15 protein-coding genes and 1 other annotated feature are annotated in these 24,553 nt (G+C 31.9%); of the genes, 11 read left to right on the plus strand and 4 right to left on the minus strand.

Annotated elements, in window-relative coordinates; translation table 11 throughout:
- Window positions 1-138: 138 nt before the first annotated feature.
- Window positions 139-1,326, minus strand: coding sequence for a cation diffusion facilitator family transporter (locus KTC92_RS16015; RefSeq protein WP_220286111.1), 1,188 nt, complete (start codon window positions 1,324-1,326; stop codon window positions 139-141).
- Between the two features lie 175 nt (window positions 1,327-1,501).
- Here KTC92_RS16015 and KTC92_RS16020 point away from each other — a divergent pair, with 175 nt between their 5' ends.
- Both KTC92_RS16020 and KTC92_RS16025 read left to right on the plus strand, forming a co-directional pair.
- A complete protein-coding gene (locus KTC92_RS16020) occupies window positions 1,502-2,803 on the plus strand; it encodes a M18 family aminopeptidase (protein WP_220286110.1) in 1,302 nt (433 codons plus the stop codon).
- Window positions 2,804-2,968: 165 nt separating this feature from the next.
- A complete protein-coding gene (locus KTC92_RS16025; RefSeq protein WP_220286109.1) occupies window positions 2,969-11,590 on the plus strand; it encodes a GH36-type glycosyl hydrolase domain-containing protein in 8,622 nt (2,873 codons plus the stop codon).
- A 54-nt stretch (window positions 11,591-11,644) separates the two neighbouring features.
- Here KTC92_RS16025 and KTC92_RS16030 read toward each other — a convergent pair whose 3' ends face one another.
- Window positions 11,645-11,860, minus strand: a complete 216-nt coding sequence (locus KTC92_RS16030) for a hypothetical protein (RefSeq protein ID WP_216301854.1) — start codon at window positions 11,858-11,860, stop codon at window positions 11,645-11,647.
- 401 nt (window positions 11,861-12,261) lie between these two features.
- On the opposite strand from KTC92_RS16030, the gene KTC92_RS16035 reads away from it, so the two are divergent.
- The 3 genes from KTC92_RS16035 (at window position 12,262) to KTC92_RS16045 (ending at window position 15,929) form a co-directional block, all read left to right on the plus strand.
- Complete coding sequence (locus KTC92_RS16035; RefSeq protein ID WP_216301855.1) at window positions 12,262-12,636, plus strand: desulfoferrodoxin; 375 nt, start codon at window positions 12,262-12,264, stop codon at window positions 12,634-12,636.
- Window positions 12,637-13,113: 477 nt separating this feature from the next.
- Window positions 13,114-14,109, plus strand: a complete 996-nt coding sequence (gene trpS / locus KTC92_RS16040) for a tryptophan--tRNA ligase (protein ID WP_216301856.1) — start codon at window positions 13,114-13,116, stop codon at window positions 14,107-14,109.
- Between the two features lie 218 nt (window positions 14,110-14,327).
- On the plus strand, window positions 14,328-15,929 hold the full coding sequence (locus KTC92_RS16045; protein WP_216301857.1) for a peptide chain release factor 3: 1,602 nt from the start codon (window positions 14,328-14,330) through the stop codon (window positions 15,927-15,929).
- A gap of 64 nt (window positions 15,930-15,993) precedes the next feature.
- On the opposite strand, the gene KTC92_RS16050 is transcribed toward KTC92_RS16045, so the two are convergent.
- Entirely contained in the window at window positions 15,994-16,149 is a 156-nt protein-coding gene (locus KTC92_RS16050) for a DUF5670 family protein (protein ID WP_165413665.1), read from the minus strand.
- Window positions 16,150-16,436: 287 nt separating this feature from the next.
- Between KTC92_RS16050 and KTC92_RS16055 the strand changes: the two genes are divergently transcribed.
- Window positions 16,437-16,979 carry an ECF transporter S component gene (locus tag KTC92_RS16055; RefSeq protein WP_216301859.1) on the plus strand — a complete coding sequence of 181 codons (543 nt, stop codon included), beginning with the start codon at window positions 16,437-16,439 and terminating at the stop codon, window positions 16,977-16,979.
- 231 nt (window positions 16,980-17,210) lie between these two features.
- Here KTC92_RS16055 and KTC92_RS16060 read toward each other — a convergent pair whose 3' ends face one another.
- Window positions 17,211-18,290 (minus strand): endospore germination permease, encoded by a 1,080-nt coding sequence (locus KTC92_RS16060; RefSeq protein WP_216301860.1) that lies wholly within the window; start codon window positions 18,288-18,290, stop codon window positions 17,211-17,213.
- Window positions 18,291-18,419: 129 nt separating this feature from the next.
- Between KTC92_RS16060 and KTC92_RS16065 the strand changes: the two genes are divergently transcribed.
- The 5 genes from KTC92_RS16065 (at window position 18,420) to tyrS (ending at window position 24,550) form a co-directional block, all read left to right on the plus strand.
- Window positions 18,420-19,826: a spore germination protein gene (locus KTC92_RS16065; protein ID WP_216301861.1), complete on the plus strand. Its 1,407-nt coding sequence runs from the start codon at window positions 18,420-18,422 to the stop codon at window positions 19,824-19,826.
- Entirely contained in the window at window positions 19,819-20,934 is a 1,116-nt protein-coding gene (locus KTC92_RS16070; protein ID WP_220286108.1) for a Ger(x)C family spore germination protein, read from the plus strand. Before KTC92_RS16065 ends, KTC92_RS16070 begins: the two co-directional genes overlap by 8 nt.
- Before the next feature lie 108 nt (window positions 20,935-21,042).
- Window positions 21,043-22,188, plus strand: a complete 1,146-nt coding sequence (locus KTC92_RS16075) for a helix-turn-helix domain-containing protein (protein ID WP_216301863.1) — start codon at window positions 21,043-21,045, stop codon at window positions 22,186-22,188.
- A 117-nt stretch (window positions 22,189-22,305) separates the two neighbouring features.
- Window positions 22,306-22,716, plus strand: a complete 411-nt coding sequence (locus KTC92_RS16080; RefSeq protein WP_220286107.1) for an ATP-binding protein — start codon at window positions 22,306-22,308, stop codon at window positions 22,714-22,716.
- Between the two features lie 188 nt (window positions 22,717-22,904).
- Window positions 22,905-23,120, plus strand: a binding site (T-box leader).
- Between the two features lie 209 nt (window positions 23,121-23,329).
- Window positions 23,330-24,550 (plus strand): tyrosine--tRNA ligase, encoded by a 1,221-nt coding sequence (tyrS, locus tag KTC92_RS16085; protein WP_216301865.1) that lies wholly within the window; start codon window positions 23,330-23,332, stop codon window positions 24,548-24,550.
- Window positions 24,551-24,553 lie beyond the last annotated feature (3 nt).

Here is a 24,553-nt window from a genome sequence, read left to right on the forward strand (position 1 = left end):
TTCTATAAAACTCAATGGTTGCTATCTACCATAGATAAATTTGTGTTTATGCGCAAAAAAAGTATATATTACGTAAAATGCATTGAAGTAGTTCTTAGCGAAGAGAATGCATCTGTAGTAATATATACTTTTTTAAGTTTATTGGACTCCTAAATAATCTCTATCTAAGGTCATTATGGCATTATAATTTGGGTAGCATTTTTTTAGTTCTTTATTGATTTCATCTTCTAGGTTAAGTCCATCAACATCTGTAAAGCTTGGGTTAAAATCAATTACAGCATCAAAAATAAGATTTTTATGTTCGCCCTCGCCTACAATTCTAAAGTCATGAATTGATTTTATTATAGAAAAAGACTTTAATACATCTAAAAGTTCCAAACGAGAGGCATTAACATCTTCATCATCTGTATTTATAGGGTCCATGTGAATAACTAGATAAATGTTAAATTCTTCAGAAATTTCTTTTTCAGCTGTGTCGATAATTTCGTGAATTTTAACTATAGAAATATCACAAGGAACTTCAGCGTGAATAGAACCCATACATCTACCTGGACCATAGTTATGGATAACTAAATCATGGGCACCGGTAATATGATCATAGGTAAGCAGTTTTTCCTTAAGGCCGTTTACTAAATCCTTATCAGGAGCTTCACCAAGAAGCGGGTTCATAGTTTCGCGAATAAGCTTGTAGCCAGCATATATTATGATAAAGGATACAAGGATTCCTATGTATCCATCTATGGGAAGGTCGATCCAAATAGACAGAAGTAGTGATAGTGCAACGCAGCTTGAACTAACAACATCACTTAATGCATCAGTTGAAGAAGCTTCAAGGGCTGAAGATTTTATAGCCTTGCCCATGGTCTTATTAAATCCACTAATCCAAAGTTTAAATCCTATAGAGGCTAATATTAATACAAAGGGTATAAGTTTGAATATTACTTTTGAGGGATGAATTACTCTATCAAAAGAGGTTTTAATAAATTCAAAACCTACTAGTATTACTAAAAAGGAAACTATAAGTCCGGAAATATATTCAAGCCTTCCGTGACCAAATGGATGCTCCTTGTCTGGTGGCTTACTAGCTAGTTTAAAACCTAGAATTGTAATAACAGAAGAAGCAACGTCTGAAAGATTATTAAAGGCATCTGCAGTAATTGCTATACTATTTGATATTATTCCTATAATTAGTTTTGTAGTAAAAAGAACTAAGTTCACTATAATTCCAACTAAGCCGCCTAGGTAACCATAAGCTTCTCTTACTTTTTTATTATTAACATCCTCCGAATTTTTTACGAATTTTGAAATTAAAAATTTTGATAACATATTTTTCACCTCTGATTATATAGTATAATTTAAAAAGTTAATTTTAAACATATATTCGATAATTAATTATAGCATTTATTTGGATTTTATAGAAATTTTATTAAAAAAATTGTTATAATAGAGAAGGGGATAAGCAAAGTAATTATGTGCTTTAACACTCATTGGAGGAATATATATGAATAAGGAATTAGAATTTGCCCAAAATCTTATTGATTTTATTTATGATAGTCCAACATCTTATCATGCTGTAGCAAAGGTTAAAGAAGATTTATGTAAAGAAGGCTTTGTGGAAATTAAAGAAGAAGAAAAGTGGAACCTTAAAAAAAGCGGGAAATATTTTGTGACTAAAAATGACTCCGCACTAATTGCGTTTGTAGTTGGAAAGGGAGAAATCGAAGAAAATGGCTTTAAAATTATTGGCGCTCATACAGATTCGCCTACATTTAGAATTAAACCAGCACCAGAAATGGTAGTAGATAATACGTATGTAAGATTAAACACAGAGGTTTATGGCGGACCTATATTAAATACTTGGATGGATAGGCCTCTTGCAATAGCTGGACGGGTAACTTTGCGAGACAAAAATATTCTATATCCAGAAACTAAGTTAGTAAATATTAAAAAGCCTATAATGATAATTCCTAATTTAGCTATTCATATGAATAGAGAAATAAACACTGGAATTGAACTAAATAAGCAAAAGGATACATTGCCACTACTTTCAATGGTGAGCAACGAATTAGAAAAAGATAATTATCTTATGAGTGCCATTGCAAAGGAATTATCTGTAGATCATAAACAAATTATAGATTTTGATTTATTCCTTTATGAATACGAAAAGGGTTCAATTATCGGGTTAAACAATGAATTTATATCAAGCTCAAGATTAGATGATTTAGCAATGGTACATGCAGGAATAAGAGCACTAGCTATAGCGCCAGCCGCAGAGGCAACAAATGTAATGGTTTGTTTTGATAATGAAGAAGTAGGAAGCTCAACAAAGCAAGGTGCGGACTCAAATATGCTAGTTAATATATTAGAGCGTATTACAATATCTTTAGATAAAAATCGTGAGGATTTTTTAAGATCAATTTCTAAATCTTTTATGATATCAGCGGATAATGCACATGCTGTTCATCCTAATAGTCCAGAAAAGAATGACCCAACAAATAAGCCTTATATGAACAAAGGCCCAGTTATAAAAATTAATGCTAATCAAAACTACACAACTGATAGTAACTCTGATGCAGTTTATGAATTAGTTTGTGAAAAAGCAGGGGTGCCGGTGCAAAAATTTGTTAATCGTTCTGATGCACGTGGTGGGTCAACTATAGGACCAATATCTTCAACTCATTTAAATATACGCTCGGTAGATATAGGAAGCCCAACTCTAGCTATGCATTCTATAAGAGAACTAGGCGGAGTAATAGACCATACTTATGTTACGAAATCATTTGAAAAATTTTATAAAATTTAATAAAAAGATAACTTAAGCACATTTAAAAAGAACTCACAATGTTTCATTGTGAGTTTTTTTTGTTGTTTTTGCTAATAATTAAACAATTAGTTGGAGATAATAATTTCAACTAGGTCTAAAACTTTACAAATATTATTAACAAAAAGTGTTGAAAGGGTGTTTATAATGCCATATGCTACATTAGGGGCAATAGCCGTAATAAGTATTTTAATCTACATAGTGATAAGAAAAAATCTGAATTATTATGAAGAGGAAAATTTACTAAAAGATGTTCCAACCATAAATGTGAATAGAGAAGATTTAGAGAAACATGCTTTCGAAATGGCACGTCATTATGCTGATGTGAAAAATACTAATTGTAAGAAAAAGCTTATTAGTAATTTAGATAGAAGTTATGAAAAGATTTTAAATGGCTATGATAGCATGGATAAAGAAGAAAAAAATAAAAAAGATGTATTGCCTGCTTCTGAATGGCTTTTGGATAATCTTTACTTGGTAGAGAAGGAGTATAAGAGTATAAAATATAACATGCCACAAAATTATTATAAAGACTTACCGGTGATATACAAAGGTTTCATGAAGGGCTATCCAAGAGTTTATCATATTGCTATAGAAATAGCATCTCACACCGATGGTAGGATGGATGAAACAGTTATTGAGAATTTTATTAGGGCCTATCAAAGGAGTGCTGTACTGACGTCTGGTGAACTTTGGGCTATTCCTATAATGTTAAGAATAGCATTAATTCAAAATATTAGTAGGATAACTGAAAAAATTGTTAAAGCGAAGCAAGATAAAAAAGAAGCAGAAAAAGTTGCAGAGCGGTTAATCAATGCTTTTAATGAAGATAAAATTGTCAAAGAGATATATTTATTAGAAAATGAAAAATTTACATTCAATTCTCATTTTACAGAAAGATTATTGAAATTGTTAAGGGATAATGGTATTGATTCTAAAGAGGTTTATGATTTTATAGATGAAAGGCTTGGAGCGCAGGAAACAAGCCTAGAAGAAATTATAGTATTAGAGCATCAAATGGAAGCTAATTTTGAAATATCTATGGCAAATTCCATTAATAGTATAAGGGTTATTGAAGGTTTAAATTGGGAAAATTATTTTGAAAAGCTAAGTGCTGTAGAGGGTATTTTGAGAGAAGATCCTTCACATATTTATAGAGAAATGGATTTTCAATCTAGAGATAAGTATAGACACGAAATAGAAAGGATATCTAAAAATATAAAGCTTCCAGAATCATATATAGCAAAAAAAGCTATTGAATGTTGCGAAGAAAGTGAATTTTCAGAAAATAATACCTATGAACAACATGTTGGATATTATTTGATAGATAAGGGACTAAATAAATTAAAGCGAAAAATAGGATATGAGAATACTGGTATAGAGAGGCTCAAAAACAGCATAAAGAAGAATGTAGAAAATTTTTATATAGGCACTATTATTATATTTACAACGATAATAATATGTCTAATTATTGCGAGTAGCCTATTAAATGATAGTAACAAAGATTTATGGAGATATTGTCTTGCCATAATTGTTATATTAGTACCCTGTAGCGAAATAGTAATATCGATTTTCAATTGGAGTGTGAGTGTTCTGAGTACTCCTTCTTTTATTCCTAAAATGGATTTTAAAGAAGTAATACCAGAAAAATATAGTACGGTTGTAGTAATTCCAACACTATTAAATAATCCTAGTAGGGTAGTCGAATTAATAAATGATTTAGAAGTATACTATTTAGCCAATGCTCAGGAAAATTTGTTTTTTGCATTACTGGGGGACTTTAAAGATAGTGATACTGAGGAGGAAGTAGAAGATAAGTCAATAGTTAATGTTGGGCTTTTAGCCATAGAAAGTTTAAATAAAAAGTATTGCAAGCCTGATAAAAAGATATTTTTCTTTCTAAATAGACATAGACAGTACAATGAAAAAGAAAACAAGTGGATTGGATTTGAACGAAAACGCGGAAAGCTTATGGAGTTTAATGAGTTTTTAAGAGGTAACGAGAATACTAGTTACGATGTAATAAGCAGCAATTCTCTGAACCTTAGAAAGGTTAAATATGTTATTACATTAGATGCGGACACGAAGCTTCCAAGGGACTCTGCAAAAAAACTTATAGGGGCTATGGCTCATCCACTAAACAATGCTGTCATAAATAATAGTAAAAAGAAAGTGGATAGAGGTTACGGTTTAATGCAACCGAGAGTAGGAGTGTCTATTCTTAGCGCAAACAAAACTCTATTTTCAAAGATATTTTCTGGGGAAACGGGTATAGATATTTATACTACTGCTGTATCTGATGTATACCAGGATTTATTTGGGGAAGGGATTTTTACTGGAAAAGGGATTTATAATGTAGATGTATTTAATTATATGTTAAAAGATGAAATACCTGAAAATACTGTATTAAGCCATGACTTGTTAGAGGGCTGCTATGTTAGGACTGCATTAGTTACTGATGTGGAATTCATAGATGGATACCCAGCTTATTACAATTCTAGTTGTATGAGATTACACAGGTGGACTAGAGGTGATTGGCAATTATTACCTTGGCTTACAAAACATTCGCCAATAAATAAAATATCTAAATGGAAAATATTTGATAATTTAAGGAGGAGCTTACTCGCACCCTCCATTACGATTTTGCTCATACTTGCATTAGGTGGAATATTGCCTGATGGGACGGATAAATGGGTTATCGCAGCATTTGTTGCGGTTTTAGCGCCTATACTTTTTGATGTATCCGAAGCTGTAGTTTCTCCTGCTGCAGGTATAAGTTTATCGGGTAAAATTCAAAATGGGTCTATGGCTATAGAACAAATATTTTTGATTATTTGTTTTATACCTTTTCAAGCGTATATGATGTTGGATGCCATAATTAGAACATTATATAGAATAATGGTAAGCAAGAAAAATTTATTAGAGTGGCAGACAGCGGCAGACGTAGAGGTGAAACTAGGGAAAAAACTTAAAAATTTCATAGCTTTTATGTGGATTGAAAGTGCAATTTCACTTTTGATTTTATTTTTAGCATTTAATTCAAGTTTGAGTATTGGGTTTCTTAGTATACCGTCCTGTGTGCTTTGGTTTTTAAGCCCTGTAATTGCATATGTTATAAGTCGCGATAGAAGTTTAGAAACTTTTAAAATGATGGTTGAAGAAAAGATCTTTTTAAGGAAATTAAGTAGGAAAACTTGGGCGTATTTTGAGGATTTTGTCAATGACGAAAATAATTGGCTTGGACCAGATAATTATCAAGAAGATCCGCCTAATGGATTAGCCCAGAGAACTTCACCCACTAATATGGGTATGGAATTAACGTCAAATATAGTTGCCTATGATCTAGGGTATATAGGCATAATGGAAGTAACACAAAGAATAGAGAAAATTATGACTTCAATTGAGGACATGGTTACGTATAAGGGTCATTTTTATAATTGGTATGATACTAAAACTAAAACTCCACTTTATCCTAGATATGTGTCCACTGTGGATAGCGGGAACTTAGTTGGTTATCTCTGGTTGGTTTCTCAATCACTAGAAGAATATTTGTGTAATCCAATATTTAATCTTGTGCAAGTGGAGGGTTTGCAAGACACAATAAGGCTTGCTAGTGAAGAAATAGAAGAATCCAAAGAAATGAAAGAATTATATCATGAAGTGATTGTCACCTTAGGCAATGACAAAACAGATTTTTATTCTTGGAGAACTGTGCTTGTAGATTTAGCATCAAGGGTTACGGAAGTACAAAAAGGCAAGGAGCCATATTGGAATAAAAAACTCAAAGGTGATGTGGATAAGTTCTTAGAGGAAATAAATGAATTTTTCCCTTGGTTTGAGTTTATCCATGAAAAAAACTTTGATATAGACATTAGTAATTCTTTAAAAAGCTTAATCGAAAACACAGCAATAAATTGTATTCCAGAAAAAACCACCAACATATTAAATATGTTAAATGGCATGTCAAAAAGTGATGAATCTTTAGAGAAATTAAAAGATTTACTGCAAAATACAAAAGAAAAAGCTCAAGTGGTTATTAGTAGCATTGAGAGCTTAAAAGAAAGACTAAATTCAATGGCAGAAGCTACTGATTTTAAAATGTTGTATGATGAAGAAAGAGAACTGTTTAGAATTGGATATGACGTTGAGAATGATAGTCTAGGTAAGAGCTATTACGATTTACTTGCGTCTGAGTCAAGGCAGGCTAGCTTTGTTGCCATAGCAAAAGGAGATGTTCCTAAAAAACACTGGTTTAAGCTTGGTAGGTCTATGACTCTTATGGGTAAAAGTAAGGGATTAGTTTCTTGGAGTGGGACCATGTTTGAATATATGATGCCCCTACTTATAATGAAAAATTATCCGGAAACAATGCTAGATGAAACTTATAAAGCTGTAATTGGGGCACAAAAGAAATATTGTAATGAAAGAGGGGTGCCTTTTGGAATATCTGAATCTGCATTTTATAATTTCGACATAAATTCAAATTACCAATACAAGGCATTTGGGGTAGCAGGAGTAGGACTCAAGTCAGGACTCGAAGATGAATTGGTTATTGCGCCATACGCTACTGTTATGGCACTGCAAACTGATTTTAGAGGATCTTATGATAATCTTAAGAGCCTTGCTTTGGAAGGATTAGAAGGAACTTATGGTTTTTATGAAGCGGTAGATTACACTAAAAACAGAATGTTAAAAGAGGAACCTAAGGCTATTATTAAGTGCTTCATGATTCATCATGAAGGTATGAGCTTAATGGCAATAGACAATGTATTATTAAATAATATTCTTCAAAAAAGATTTCATACTTTGCCAAAGGTCAAAGCTACAGAGCTATTGCTTCAAGAGAAAATTTCTAAGAGAGTGGTATATGATAGAAAATATAAATTTAATATATCAGGAACTACTATAGGAAAACAAAAGATTATAGTTAGAAAATATATTACAGCTAAAACGGAAACTCCAGAAACACATTTAATTTCTAATGGAAGTTATTCGCTAATGATTTCTAATAGTGGGTCAGGGTATGCTATGCGAGATAGAACTATGATTTATAGATGGAGGGAAGATGTCACTAAGGACAATACAGGCATGTTCGTGTATATCAAAGATATGGATGAACATGAATACTTCAGTGCAGCTTATGAACCTTGTAAAAAGGTAGGGAATAGTTATGAGGTAACATTCGCCTTAGACAAAGCTGAATTTACAAGGGACGATGGTGATATTACTACTCGCACGGAAATCACTGTGTCTACAGAGGATGACTCAGAGGTAAGAAGATTATCCATTACAAATCATGGTACCGTAAGTAAAAGTTTAGAAATAACAAGCTATTTAGAAGTAACTCTAGCTCATTATGATGCAGACATAGTCCATCCAGCTTTTGGGAATCTATTTGTAAAAACAGAGTATATAGATAATCCTAGCTGCATCCTGGCAACGAGAAGACCTAGGGCTAAGGGTAAAAATCAACCTTGGATTATGCAAACTGTTGCAACGGAGGGAACTACCGTAGGAACTGTTCAATATGAGACTAGCAGAGAGAGTTTCATAGGGCGTGGTGAAAATACAATACACCCTATAGCAATGAAGCAAGACTCAATTTTATCCAATACTGTAGGGGCGGTGCTTGACCCTATAGTAAGTATGAGGAGAAGAGTAAATATAAAACCTGGTGAAACGTGCATTATAGCTTTCACTACTTCGATAGCTGATAGTAAAGTGGAAGTAATAAGTTTAGCTAAGAAATATAGTGAACTTCACAATGTAAATGCGGTGTTTGAACTGGCGTGGAGCCAAACTCAGGTAGACATGAAATATCTAGGTATAAAATCTAGCCAAGCAAATTTATACCAAGTAATGGCTTCTAAAATATTATTTTTAAATTCCACTTTTAAACAAAGAGAAGAAAATATAAAAAATGTAAAGAAGGGACAATTTACGCTTTGGGGATATGGTATTTCAGGAGATTTACCTATAATTCTACTTATAGTTCGTGAGAGCAAAGATAAAGATCTCGTTCGTCAACTTTTAAATGCCCATGAATACTTAAGCCTTAAAGGGTTAAGAGTTGATTTGGTAATAATAAATCTTCAAAAAGCCTCATATGATCAGCCTTTACAAACTGATATTAAGGATTTTGTGTGCAGTAGTCATTTAAGAGATAAAGAAAATAAACCTGGAGGGCTCTTTATACTTAATAAGGCTACTATTATGGAGGAGGATATAGAGCTTTTAATAGCTATAGCTAGAATAGTTATAGATTCCCGCAAGGGAATGTTAGTATCTCAAATTCAGAACAATTTAAAGAAAATAGAAAAACAACCATTATTACAGATTGTAGAAAATCAATTTAAATGGAAAGAGCACAAGTTTAATATGAAACCGTTAGAGTACTTTAATGACTTAGGAGGCTTTAATGTAGAAAGTGAAAACTATACTATTCTACTTAAGGATTTTAATAATACACCAGCACCTTGGATAAATGTAATTTCAAATGGTGATTTTGGATTCCATGTATCAGAATGTGGATCAGCTTATACATGGTACCTTAATAGCCGCGAAAATAAAATTACTAATTGGTCTAATGATTGGGTAAGCGATGAATGCTCAGAAGCTATATATTTGCGAGATGATGCTTATGGCAATGTGTGGAGCATTACACCTAAACCAATAAGGGATGGTGGAGAATACTTAATTGAGCATGGCTTTGGATATTCAAATTTCAAGCATGAAGCTTTTGGAATTATGGGTGAAGTAACCATGTTTGTGCCTAGGTCGCATAACGTTAAGCTATGCAAAATAAAACTTAGAAATAATAGTGATATAGCAAGAGATATAAGTATAACCTACTACGCAGAACTTGTGATGGGGGTTGTACGAGAGCATACTGCTCAGCATATTGTTACTCATTTGAATGAAGAGAAGGAATATATATATGCTACAAATTGTTATAGTCAGCATTTTGGGAAAATAAATGCTTTCTTAAGATTATTTGGAGGCGGGCAACAAAGCTTTACTGGCAATAGAAGTGAATTTTTAGGCAGAGGAGGAAGTGTAGAGGAACCTGAGGTACTAAAGAGAGTAAGACTTTCAAACAATGTAGGAGCAGGACTCGATCCATGTCTTGCAGTCACTTCAAAAATTCATATAGAACCTAATATGGAGATTGAATTAGTAGCGATGCTTGGTGGAAATGAAAATTTGGAAAATGTTTCTAAAACTATTGGCGAATTTGAAGATTTTAAGAGAGTGGATACTGAACTCGAAAATGTAAAGAACTATTGGAACAAATTACTTCATACGTTGCAAGTTAAGACTCCGGATAAGAGTATGGACTTAATGCTTAATGGATGGCTAATGTACCAAACTATAGTGTGCAGGTTATGGTCGAGAACTGCTTTTTACCAATCTGGTGGAGCTTATGGCTTTAGAGATCAGCTTCAGGATGTTATGTCACTAGGCATGATTGAGCCAAGTATGACTAAAAAACAGATTCTATACAGTGCTTCAAGGCAATTTGTTGAAGGTGATGTGCAACATTGGTGGCATCCGGTTGTAGATAGTGGTATAAGAACAAGGTTCTCCGATGACTTATTATGGCTACCTTATGTCACTATGGATTATATAAAAAACACAGGGGATTTTTCTATTCTTGATCAGCAAGCTCAGTATTTAATGGATACGCCACTAACAGACGGTGAAGATGAAAGATATAATATTTCTGGAAGGGCAGATTTTACAGGTAGTATATATGAACATTGCATAAAAGCTATAGATAAAAGCCTTAAATTCGGTCCTCATAACATTCCACTAATGGGTAGTGGAGATTGGAATGATGGAATGAGTACCGTTGGGAATAAGGGCAAAGGTGAAAGCGTATGGCTTGGTTGGTTCTTATATGATATACTAGGAGATTTCTTTGAAGCTTGCACATATAAAAACGATGATGAAAGAATAAAGAAATACAAGGAGATGCAAGAATATATAAGGATAAATCTAGAGGAAAACGCATGGGATGGTAATTGGTATAGGAGAGCATATTTTGATGACGGCACGCCACTAGGATCATCTCAAAATGAGGAGTGTAAGATAGATTCCCTATCTCAATCATGGGCAGTTATATCAGGAGCTGCAGATAAAGAAAGGGCAGAGGAGGCTATGAAGTCATTAGAGCATTATTTAATAAAAGAAGATAATGGAATGATTTTGCTTTTAACTCCTCCTTTTAATAAATCTACTTTGGAGCCAGGTTATATAAAAGGCTATGTGCCGGGAGTTAGAGAGAATGGTGGACAATATACACACGCTGCAACTTGGGTAATTCTTGCCTTTGCTAAACTTTACAAAGGTGACATGGCGGCAAAGCTCTATAATATGATAAACCCTATTAATCATACAAAAACACTGCCTCAGTGTGAAAGATATAAAACTGAGCCTTACGTAATGACTGCTGATGTTTATGGAAAAGAACCTCATGTAGGACGCGGAGGGTGGAGTTGGTATACTGGAACCTCAGGGTGGATGTATAGAACGGGAATAGAGGCGATTTTAGGGTTTAAACTAAAGGAGGGAAAAGGGTTTACCATTGAACCTTGTGTGCCAGAGGAATGGCCACAGTATGAGATTATATATAAAAAAGATAAATTCGAATATGTGATTGAGGTTAAGCGCCAGGGAAACAAAGGAATTTGGCTTGATGGTAATTTATGCGAAGATGGATTGGTTCCATTTATTGATGGAGTGCATAAAGTTGAAGTTATAATATAAAAAAACAGGTGACTTCTAATAAGAAGTCATCTGTTTTTATAGCTTTAAAACAAGTTAGTCTTCTGTATCTGGAATTTCTTGGCCACCATTATAGGTATAGTCAAATTCAACATTGGATATATTCATAGAAACTATAGGATCAGTTACTGGGTTTGGTAGCATAGTAGAATCATTTTCAGAGTAAGATCTTATCTCCTTCTCTTCTAATTCATAAAAATCTCTATCGTAGGGTGCATATACTTTTGTTTGCTTCTTAAGGTCCTTAGTCATGTTCATACCTCCTTTTATATTATATTGTATTATATAGTATTCCACGAAAGAGAGAAAAAAATGAAGGTAATATTAGTTAAATCATCTCCTGCGGAGCTGCAACAGCTTCACAGAAGATGCATAGCTTCTAAGAAGATAAATTGACGACTTCAGAAGGCGAATTATACTCCCACTTATAGAAATGGGATACTTTTCTTCTGAAATGTCGTTAAATTATATTGGTGCATATAATGAATTAAATTAGCATAAAATACATATGTAAATAAAATTCAAAAAAAAGAGGTAATTTTCAAACAAATGTAGAATAATATATATCTAATTACTATCAATAGATAACGGTTATAAATTGAAAAAATATAATAAGTATTTTATAGATTTTCAAATTTAAAGGAGGAATAAAAATGACTGAATTAAGACAAATTTACAAATGCGATGTATGTGGAAATATAGTTGAAGTTGTTCATAACGCTGGCGGAACTTTAGTATGTTGTGGAAAACCAATGACACTTAAAGTAGAAAATACTCAGGATGCAGCAGCTGAAAAACATGTTCCCGTAATTGAAAAAATAGAAGGTGGAATTAGGGTTAAGGTTGGAGCAGTTGAGCACCCAATGCTTGAAGAACATCATATTGAATTTATTGAAGTACACACAGAAAATAAGGTGTACAGAAAATACTTAAAACTAGGTGATAAACCAGAAGCAGAATTTAAGTTAGAAGAAAAAGTGGTATTCGTAAGAGAATACTGTAATTTACACGGACTTTGGAAAGCATAAAATTTAAAATTATTATTGACAATTTAAGTGAATAGGCATAATATAATTTAAATAACTTATAATGTTATAGTCTTTGATGAGAAGTAAGTAAATTTAAAAACAGATTCACAGAGAGTCGTTGATGGTGGAATTACGATAACTATGTTTAAATTGAATGGATCTCTAAGACTCGGGATGAAATGCAGTAGTCCTTGACGTAAGCCTTACGTTATAAAGGTAGGATATACAAGTGTATCTGTTTAAGTAGAAGCTTTAATGTAGCTTGTAAGTGTTAGGTGGTACCGTGTATATACGCCCTATGGATTTATCCATAGGGCTTTTTTTGTATTTAGCACATTTAGAATAATGAAAAAATAAGATATTGATTAGAAAGCATATGAACAAGAATTAGCATTCGGATCAATATATGATTTTCATTTATTATTATTATTATTATTATTATTATTATTATTATTATTATTATAGGAGATGATTATTTTGGAAGAAAATAAAAAGGTGATATTTAGTGGGATTCAACCTTCGGGCGACTTAACACTAGGAAATTATTTAGGAGCTATAAAAAATTGGGTTAAATTACAAGAAGAATATGAATGCTATTTTTGTGTGGTGGATTTACACGCGATTACAGTAAAGCAAGAACCAAAGGATTTGAGAAGAAGAACCTTAGAAATGTTGGCTATTTACATAGCTTCAGGTATTGATCCTGAGAAAAATACTATGTTTATTCAATCACATGTATCCGCACATAGTGAAGCTGCTTGGCTTTTAACTTGTTCTACTTACATGGGAGAATTAAGCAGAATGACTCAATACAAAGAAAAATCTAAAAACAGTGAGAGTGTAGGAGCAGGATTATTGACATATCCGGTGCTAATGGCATCAGATATTTTATTATATCAAACTAATTTAGTGCCTGTAGGAAAAGATCAAACTCAGCATCTTGAAATTGCCAGGGATATAGCTGAAAGATTCAATAAAACCTATAGTGATACCTTTGTAATACCTGAACCATATATAGGTAAATCGGGGGCTAAGGTAATGGATCTACAAGAACCAACTAAAAAAATGTCTAAATCAGGAGAGAATGTTAATGGATTCATTTTAATAATGGACCCACCGGAAGTTATAAGAAAGAAAGTAAACAGATCAGTTACAGATAGCTTAGGGGTTGTTAAGTATAACGACGAACAATTAGGCGTTAAGAACTTAATGACTATATTAATGGCTATAACTGGTATTTCTATAGGTGAAATAGAAGAAAAATATGAAGGATTAGGTTATGCTCAATTTAAAAAAGATGTAGCAGAAGCAATAGTTGCAGAACTTGAACCTATACAGATAAAGATTAAGGAATACATAGGGAAAAAAGCTTATTTAGAAGAAATTTATAAAAAGGGTTCGGAAAAAGCTAACTATGTGGCTAATAAGACACTAAGGAAAATGCAAAAGAAAATAGGATTTATACCAAGATAAAGTATAAAATTCTCCAGGGGGACTTGTAATAAGAAACTTCATACTATAATATATAGCTCACAGCTGGTAGTACAACCTTAGTTGACAGATTTCTTGATTAAAGCTAGAATTGATAGGTAGAGAAATGAAAAGTGAAATTTAGAACCACTAGCAGTTCAGAGAGTGGTTGTAAGAATATATATATGTGCATGTAAAAAAATAAAAGGAGCGTGATGACCTTGGCGGATTACATAAAAGAGATTGAAAAAAGAAGAACATTTGCTATAATTTCCCATCCGGATGCTGGTAAAACTACACTGACGGAAAAATTATTATTATATGGGGGCGCAATAAGGCTTGCAGGTTCAGTTAAAGCTAGAAAAGCGTCTAAACATGCAGTTTCTGACTGGATGGAAATAGAGAAACAAAGAGGTATTTCTGTTACATCTTCAGTTATGCAATTTGATTATAATAATTTTTGTATAAATATACTTGATACACCAGGTCACCAAGACTTTAGTGAAGATACTTACAGAACCCTCATGGCAGCGGATAGTGCTGTAATGATTATTGATGGTGCAAAAGGGGTCGAGGAACAAACAAGAAAGCTATTTCATGTTTGTAGCATTAGAGAAATACCTATTTTTACATTTATTAATAAGATGGATAGAGAAACTAGAGATATATTTGAACTTATGGAAGAAATAGAAAATGAATTTGGAATTAGATCTTATCCAATAAATTGGCCTATAGGTTGTGGGGTAGATTTCAAAGGGGTTTATGATCGACGTACAAAGGAAATCATTGTTTTTGATGATGGAAAGCATGGCCAAATAGAAGCTAAAGAGACAAAAATAAGTATTAACGATGAAAAGGCAATCGAACTTATTGGTGAAACATTATATGAAAAGCTTATGGAAGATATGGAGCTTTTAGATGTAGCAGGGGATGAATTTGATTTGGACAAAGTTGCTAAAGGAGAACTTACTCCGGTGTTCTTTGGAAGTGCTTCAACTAATTTTGGAGTTGAGCCTTTTTTAGATAACTTTTTACAATTAACTTCAGCGCCGTTACCAAGAAATTCAAGTATAGGGAAAATTGATGTTTTTAGTAAGGGCTTTTCTGCCTTTGTATTTAAAATTCAGGCTAATATGAATAAAGCTCACCGGGATAGGATGGCGTTTATGAGAATTTGTTCTGGAGAGTTCCAAAAGGGCATGGATGTTTATCATGTACAAGGCGGTAATAAAATAAAATTAGCACAACCTCAACAATTTTTAGCACAAGAGAGAGAAATAGTGGACACGGCTTATGCAGGAGATATTATTGGAGTTTTTGATCCAGGTATATTTAGCATAGGAGACACCATATGTTCTTCTTCAAATAAATTTGAGTTCGAAGGAATACCAACTTTTGCGCCAGAACATTTTGCAAGGGTGAGAACTGTTGATACCATGAAGAGAAAGCAATTTATAAAGGGCGTTACACAAATAGCTCAAGAAGGCGCAATCCAAGTATTTAAGGAACTTCATATAGGGATTGAACAAATCATAGTTGGGGTTGTAGGAGTACTTCAGTTTGAAGTATTAGAGTTCAGACTTAAAAATGAATATAATGTAGATATTAAGATAGAAAGGTTAGCATTTAAACATATAAGATGGATTGAAAAGTGTAATATAGATATAGATAAAGAAAAACTCAACTTGACTAGTGATGCTAGGATAGTTAAAGACCTTAAGGACAGAAACCTATTAGTATTCCAAAATGAGTGGGGTATTAGCTGGGCGACAGAGCATAATAAAGGCTTGATTTTATCAGACATTGGTAAAGATAAGGACTAAATAAAAAATAAAAGAAAAATCTCTTGAATTAATTTCAAGAGATTTTTTCACGTTTAGAAGGTTTTTACATGTTTCTTTTTCTGCTAGATAGAACATCAATTACAAATACAATCGCAGCAACTACTAGCAGGATATTAATTAAACTTCCACCTATGCTGAAAAGAACTCCCATTAACCAAAATAACACTACAAATCCACCTAACCAACGTAAAAAGGTCATATTTCCACCTCCACTTATTAAAATTACAATTTAATATAAGATTAAAAACCCATAAGAGTGGCGTTATCTACTAAAGTAGCGTTATCTACTAAAGTAGAGTTATCTACTAAAGTAGAGTTATCTACTAAAGTGGCTTATATATAGTATTTATTATTTTAGCAAAGTATATGCAATATATTTGTGGAAAAGTGTATGCATACATTTGAAAAGATGATAAATGTTGTATATAATGATGTTAGAAAGACGCTTAAGGATATATTAAAGATTTAATTTTAGGGGGGATAAACATGGAAAATAGAATATCACCAATTAAAACTATTGACATAGTACAAATTAGTCTAATGGCGGCGATTACGTTTATAGCTGCTTCGGTTATACATATACCTACTTTTATGGGTGTACTTCATTTAGGAGATAGTATGATTTTTTTATCAGCTATATTATTTGGAAGAAAAAAAGCAGCAATATCCTCTGCTGTTGGTATGTGTTTATTTGATTTATTAAATGGATATACCATGTGGGCACCATTTACACTCATTATTAAAGGTACAATGGGGTATATTGCTGGAACAATTGCCTATAGAAAAAATTATAATGGAAATAAATTTTCAAATAATATCTTTGCTTTTGTTGTAGCAGGGATTTGGATGATTGCGATGTATTATTTAGGGGGAGCTATTATACTAACATTTATTTCTAAGGAATTTGCACTTAAACAAGCCTTAATTATTTCTTTAAAGGACATACCTACTAATGTTTTTCAAGTAGTAGGAGGTATTGCTTTAGCATTACCTTTAATAACAGCTTTAAAAAGCAAAATTAGTAGATAATATAAGATATTTTATGCGCAAAAAAAAGTATATATTACGTATAATGTATTGAAGCAAGCTTTAGAACTTCCTATTTTAGTTTTAATTAAAATGCGTTAAGAAAAACATATGCTTGAGCGCTAGCGAATTTATATCTTGCGATAGCGAGTTTATGTTTTGCAGCAGATTAATTAAAAATAAAATTAGTAGTACTTAGCGAAGTGAATGCATTAATAGTAATATATACTTTTTTTAGTTTCTAGCGCTTTTTTTACTTTTAAAGTAAAATACAGTGAAAATTATTGTTGGTATTAACATAAAGCCTATTACAGAAAAATAGACGTAAAGATTTAAAAATTTATATAATAATACTACTTTAGCGGAAATGAAATAGGAGATTATGAATACAAATAAAGTAATAATGTATATCCAATATTTATTAGAGAAGGAAAGCTTTTTTAATAAAATCATGATAGCGGTTAGCTCTAATACATATTTTATAAACCAGCCGCCTACCATTTGAAGCATTACATAAAACTCCCCTCCTTCTATAAACCCGAAATAATCAACTAACTGAGTTTGTATGAGTTTAGGATAGTTAATCTCCAAGGCTCTAACTACGCCAAAGGTACTTAAAACGCCTATGTTTGCGAAAATCTCCATTTGTATTACTATTAATATTGCAATAACGCAATGTTTTGTGATTTTTGACTTATTAGTTACCCTAGACAAAAATGGGATACAAACAGCTATACTACCGTAACATCCAAGGGCCTTTATTATAGATAAAATAAAAGAGGGAGTGACGCCATCCGCCATTATAGGAAGTAGGTGACTAAACTTTTTATATTTAGCTGTAAGAATTGCTAGGTTTATCCCGGCTATCATAGTAAGACAAATAACTAAAATAGTAACTATAGTTATCGCTCTAGTACCCTTCTTTGTAATATAAACGGCGGGTATTATTATAAACAAGAGAAAAAACCAAGGAGGAGTATCTGAAAGCAGATTTAGATGCAAGGCATTTGATTCTACAGAGCAACTCTCTATTAAGCTGACAATTAAAGTTATGATAAATAAAATTAAAAAGATGTCTCCCATGGTTTTACCTAAGGCTTTATGGTATATTTTGTCCATATCATAGCAATTGCATTTTTTACAAACAAAAATCAAATAAATAAAATAAAATAATAAAATAATAGAAGCAATAGTGACGGAAATCCAGGAATCTCTACCTCCATTTATAATGAATACATTGGGGTAAGTTTTCATTGCTACAATGCAGGTTCCCCAAATTATGAACATTAAATGTTTTGTATTTAGCTTATCCATTTTTTTTCTTGTCTCCTCCTTGTTTTGATTCTAAATTGCATTGTAATAAAATTTGCAATATAGTTGTATTATTTCCCAATTTGAGAATATTAAACTTAAATATTACAAATAATAAGTTGGGTGATTAAAATGGAAAAAATAAATATAGATTATATTAAAGAAAAATTAAAAAATAGCTACGATATCAAATATAGAGAGATAGAGACTGATATGGGAATAATATTCGGCGTATTTATTGATGATTTATGTGATTCTAAATTTATTAGTGAATATATATTTAACCCTCTAATACAACATAAAATTACAACTGTAGATTTAGAGTATATAAAAAAAGAAGTATTACCAGCTAATAGCATTGGAGATATTAATAGTAATAAGGAGGCTATAGATCACATTTTATCTGGAGACTTGGTGCTTATATTTTCTTTTGCAAATAAATCAATTTATTGTGAGGCCAAGGGATATGTGAGGCGGAGTGTGGGAGAGCCTTCTACAGAAAATGTAATTAAAGGACCAAGGGAAGGATTCACGGAGGCTTTTGTAGATAATGTATCAATGATTAGGCGTAAAATAAAAAATTCGGATTTGAAATTTGAACCGATAATTTTAGGGAGTAAATCTAATACGGTAGCCGTAATATGCTACATAGAAGGTGTGGCCCCGAAGAAACTTGTTGATTATATAAGGAAAAAGGTGACCAATATAAAATTAGAGTTTATCTTAGACACAAATTACATTGAGGAAGAATTAAAAAATAAGAACACAGCTTTTGACACAATAGGCACTACCGAAAAACCAGATGTGGCAGCGTCAAAGCTTTTAGAAGGGAAAGTGGCAATAATCGTAGATGGAACACCCTTTGTAATTACTGCACCGTATTTTTTTGTGGATAATTTTCAAACACCAGATGATTATTATTCTAATAGGTATTTTACTAATATATCAAGACTTATAAGGGTGTTTAGTTTTTTCTCAGCTACCTTATTGTCAGGGGTATATTTGGCGATTACTACTTTTCACTTTTCGCTTATTCCAGAGGTGATTGCTGTAAAACTCTCAGTCGCTAGAGCAGGAGTACCTCTGCCTACGGTTATAGAACTACTACTAATGACTTTTTTCTTTGAATTACTTAGAGAGGCAGGAATAAGATTGCCACAACTCATAGGCCAGGCAATGAGCATTGTTGGAGCTTTAATTTTAGGCGATGCTGCAGTGGGAGCAGGTTTAGCATCACAAAGCACTGTAGTAATTGTGGCACTTTCATCTATTTCTTCTTTTTTAGTGCCAAAGCTTTATGGCGCTCTATCTATATGGAATATAATTATTATTGTGTTTTCGTCAGTGCTTGGGTTACCAGGATTTTACATTGGATTTTTTATTTTTATCTCACATATGGCGGGACTAGAGAGTTGTGGATATCCATATTTATTCCCTTTAGGTACACTAGAAAGCTTTAAATTTAAGGATATATTATATAGAAAAGATCTTAGCAAGATATCAAATAGTATTTTTGATAGGGATGATTATAATGAATAAGTATAAAAAAACATTAGTAATAATATGTATAATAATGAATTGTTTTACTATGACATCATGTTTTAGTTATAAGGATATTAATAAGGTTTTATTTATTTCTGCATTAGTAATAGATGCAGATAATACCGGTAATCCTATATTATATGCTGAAGCTTTTAAGGGAGTAAGAGGAACATCACCTCAAGGAGCGGATCAAAGAATCTTATTTAAAGCAACAGGAAAAACAATGTTTGAAGCTGTCAGAAATATGAATGCTACTTCTAGTTATAAATTAAACTATACACAGAATAGTGCCATAATATTTACTCAAAAGGCTGCAGAATTCGGTGTTGATAATTTCATAGATTTTATGGATCGTGATCAAGAATTTCTTATAAGACCGTATATTACAGTATATCAAGGAGATCCACAGGAACTTATGAAGCTAAATATGCCTGAAGATAAATATATTGGATCATTTGTAGTGCAACTTATAGAAAATATTGGAGCATCTTCAAGGGCTGTAAAACTAAGTTTAAATGAGTTTTACAATCAAAGAAAAATTGGAGATAAAGTAAATGTAGTACCCATAATAGATATCCCAAAAGATAGTTTAGAGGGGACTTTAGAAGTAAATGGCGGAGCTGTAATTAAAGACGATAAAATGGTTGGCGTATTACAAAGAGATGAAGGGTTAGGCTTTAACTTTTTAATGAACACTATTTTAGGTGGTACTTTAGAAACAACTAATCCCTGTGATACTAATAAATTTATTACTTTAGAAATATTAAAAAGTAAAACTAAGACAGAAATCAGTTATGATAATAATATTGTTCATTTGAAAAAGAAAATTAAAGTTAAGGTGGATTTAGCAGAAGCTCAAAAAGAAATTACACTTACAAAAGAAAATATCAGTAAAATTGAGGAGCAGTCAGAAGAAAATATTTTGAAAGCCTGCAATAATATGTTTGCAAAATATAAGGCATTAAATATGGATATTTTTGATATAACGGAGCAATTTCATGCAAAATATCCAAAGATAAAAAATGATGATATTATTAAAAAAACTGAGCTAAAAGTTGAAGTTGAAGTGAAAATAATGAACACAGGGGTTGTTAAAAACTTCTAATAAAAAGGCGGTGGTATTCCATCGTCTTTTGTTGTAAGGTATAATACTTGGAAACATTGCACTACTATAAGCATAATATATCATTATAGCGCGGTTGGAGTGAAATATATGGATAGCAAAAAAATTAGCATATTGTTAAAGAGGGATGAGGGTACAAAATTAGATTTCAAGCAAAGAATTGATATATTAATAGAAAGTGGGAAAAGAGAATTAGCTAAAGATATATGTGCTATAGCCAACTCCCGTGGAGGAAGAGGATACCTTGTTATTGGAGTAGAGGATAAAACGAAAAAAATCATAGGTATTAAGGTATGTGACTTTAAAGAAGAACAGTTACAACAAATTATAAGTTCAAGATGTGAACCGCCTATTCCAGTATCGCTAGATTTCGTAACATTTCAAAGCAAAAATTTGGCGATTATAACTATATATGATGGTGGTCAAAGGCCCTATCAATTAAGGGAGAATGGTGCATTTTACATTAGGAGAGGTTCCACAACAGATACTATGAGAAAAGAAGAATTAATTTCTTGTTTACAAGAAAATCTAAGTCTCAATATCGAAACTATACCTATTGTAAATAGTGGTATTAGTAGTTTAGATTTTAATATAATTAATAAATACTTTTTAAATAAGGGCATTTTAGTAAATGATAACAGTAGATTAGGATTTATGGACAATGCAGGAATAACTTTTATTGAAAGAGATTATAATAAGAGGGTAGTAACACTAGGGGGATTATTGGTATTTTCTTCAATTAACAGTATCTATTTACCGCATAATATGATAAAGATAGTAAATAAGGTAAACGATAACTTTGATGAGGTTATAATTGTGCAAGGGAATTTATTAGATATGCTAGATAGGACAGAAGAATTTTTTAAAAATATATTTCCAGTAAATTATCCTATTGCTGCAGTGTATGAGGCTGTAAAAAACGCAATACTTTATAGAGATTATACTATATTTTATAAGGAAATTGAAATAGTGGTAAGCTATAACAGTGTAAGCGTATTTAGTCCAGGTAACCTATTATTTTCAACTGAAATTAATACCCATAATTATTTAAAAAGGAATATGTGGATATATGATAAGTTAATAGCATTAGATGATAGAAAAAGATTTATAAAATCAGGAAGAGGATTTGCACGAATGAAAAAAGATTTTTCAAAATATGGTAAGGTAATATTTGTAGATTCAAAAGATGATAATACTTTTAAGGTGATTTTCCCAGGGATTAAGAACTTTATTTAAAACTATAATATTGTGAACATATTACGAATAATATATAATATGTATAAAAATATTGTGTACGAGTAGACCTATTTAATAATTATCTGGTTATATTAGATAAAATAGGAGGCGTTTAACATGATTCATGTATTTTGTGGTAAAAAGGGTTCAGGTAAAACTAAAGCTCTAATTAAATTAGCCAACCAGTCCGTTGATAAAGTTAAAGGAAACATAGTATATATTGATGATGATACTAAAGCTACGTTGCAATTAGGTACAAAAATGAGACTTGTAGCAATAAATGAGTTCAATTTAAAAAGTCATGATGATTTTTATGGATTTTTGTGCGGTATGCTTTCTAGAGATTATGATATTGATACCATCTTTGTTGATGGTGTATTTAATATTATTGATGATAAACTTGAGCATACGGCACAATTGTTTTCTAAAATGGATATTTTAGCTAATAAGTATAACTTGGAATTTTATGTGAATATAGGTTGCGAATGCTTAAATCCACCACAATTTTTAAAGAATTATATCACATAAAGAGATAGAATATTATTTACGTGAATGTAAGGCAGGGTTTTCAGCCCTGCTTTTATTGTATATGGAGAAAATAGTTGAAAATAAACGTAAATAGTATATATAGGGTTTTAATCAGTTATAACGAGCAAATATATCATTTGATATATTATAAATACACATATATAATTAATAACATGAATAATTATATCTAAAAGGCTATGAAAGAAAAAAGTAACTGTAGGAATTATTAAGAGAGCTAGTGGTAGGTGTGAACTAGTTAAGGAATATAGTGAAATACATTCTGGAGCTTTAAGCTGAAATAAGCTTTTAAAAAGTAAGCTGAGACGGGTTAACCTTACGTTATAAGGAATGAGCGGATTGTTAAATCAATTTGGGTGGTACCACGGAATTTTTTCGTCCCTTTCTTAGGAGGCGTTTTTTTTATTTCAAAAAATAACACAGTATTAAATCATTACCTGCGGTGCTCGCAGCTTCGCAGAAGATAAGTATATCGACTTCAAAAGGAGACTTAGGTTTCAACTGAACTTTTCTCTTTGTTATACTTTGGGATGCCATAGTATAGAAGAGGAAGACTTTCATTTTGAAATGTCGTTAAAATAAGGAGGAATAAATTATGGAAAATGTATATGATACGCTTTTAGAGAGAGGGTATATAAAACAACTTACTCACGAGGATGAAATGAAGAAAATATTAGGACAGGAAAAGGTAACATTTTATATAGGATATGACCCAACAGCGGATAGCCTACATATTGGACATTTCATTACTATGATGTTTATGGCACATATGCAAAGAGCAGGGCATAGACCCATAGCCTTAGTTGGTGGTGGAACTACAATGATTGGTGATCCATCTGGTAAAACAGATATGAGGAAAATGCTTTCAAAAGAAGAAATTGATCATAATATATCTTGCATAAAATCACAGCTGTCAAAACTTATAGATTTTAGTGATGGTAAAGCAATCCTTGAAAACAATGCAAACTGGCTTTTAAATTTAAATTACGTAGATTTTATAAGAGATATAGGAGTACATTTTTCAGTAAATAAGATGTTAGCTGCTGAATGTTTTAAACAGAGATTAGAAAAAGGTTTATCTTTTTTTGAATTTAACTATATGCTTATGCAAGGATATGACTTTTTAATGTTAAATAAAAAATATGGATGTACTATGGAATTAGGTGGAGATGACCAATGGTCTAACATAATTGCTGGTATAGAACTAATAAGAAAAAAAGAGAGTAAGGCTTCTTATGGAATGACTTGCACATTACTTACAAATAGCGAAGGAATTAAAATGGGTAAAACTGTAAATGGAGCTCTGTGGCTTGATGCAGATAAAACATCTCCTTATGATTTTTACCAATATTTTAGAAATATTGGAGATTTAGATGTAGAAAAATGCTTATCGTTACTTACTTTTGTACCAATGGATGAAGTTAGGCGTTTAAGTGCTTTAAAAGATGAAAAAATCAATGAAGCTAAAAAAGTTTTAGCTTTCGAGGTTACAAAACTTATTCATGGAGAAGAAGAAGCTGTAAAAGCTCAGACCGCAGCAGAAGCATTATTTGGTGGTGGAACTAATATGAGTAGCGTACCTAAAGTATCTATACCGTGCGACATGAAGAATGCGGGATTGATGGATATATTGGTGTACACTAAAGTGGTGCCATCAAAAGCAGAAGCTAGAAGATTAATTGAGCAGGGCGGATTAACTATTAATGATAAAAGGATTGAAGATAAGAATGCAACACTTTTAGAAGAAAATTTTAAAGATGGTTGTGTACTTATTAAAAAAGGAAAGAAAAAATACTATTCTTTAACTATAGAATAGCAA

This window comes from Clostridium sp. CM027 (genome assembly GCF_024730565.1).
Classification (GTDB): domain Bacteria; phylum Bacillota; class Clostridia; order Clostridiales; family Clostridiaceae; genus Clostridium_AD; species Clostridium_AD estertheticum_B.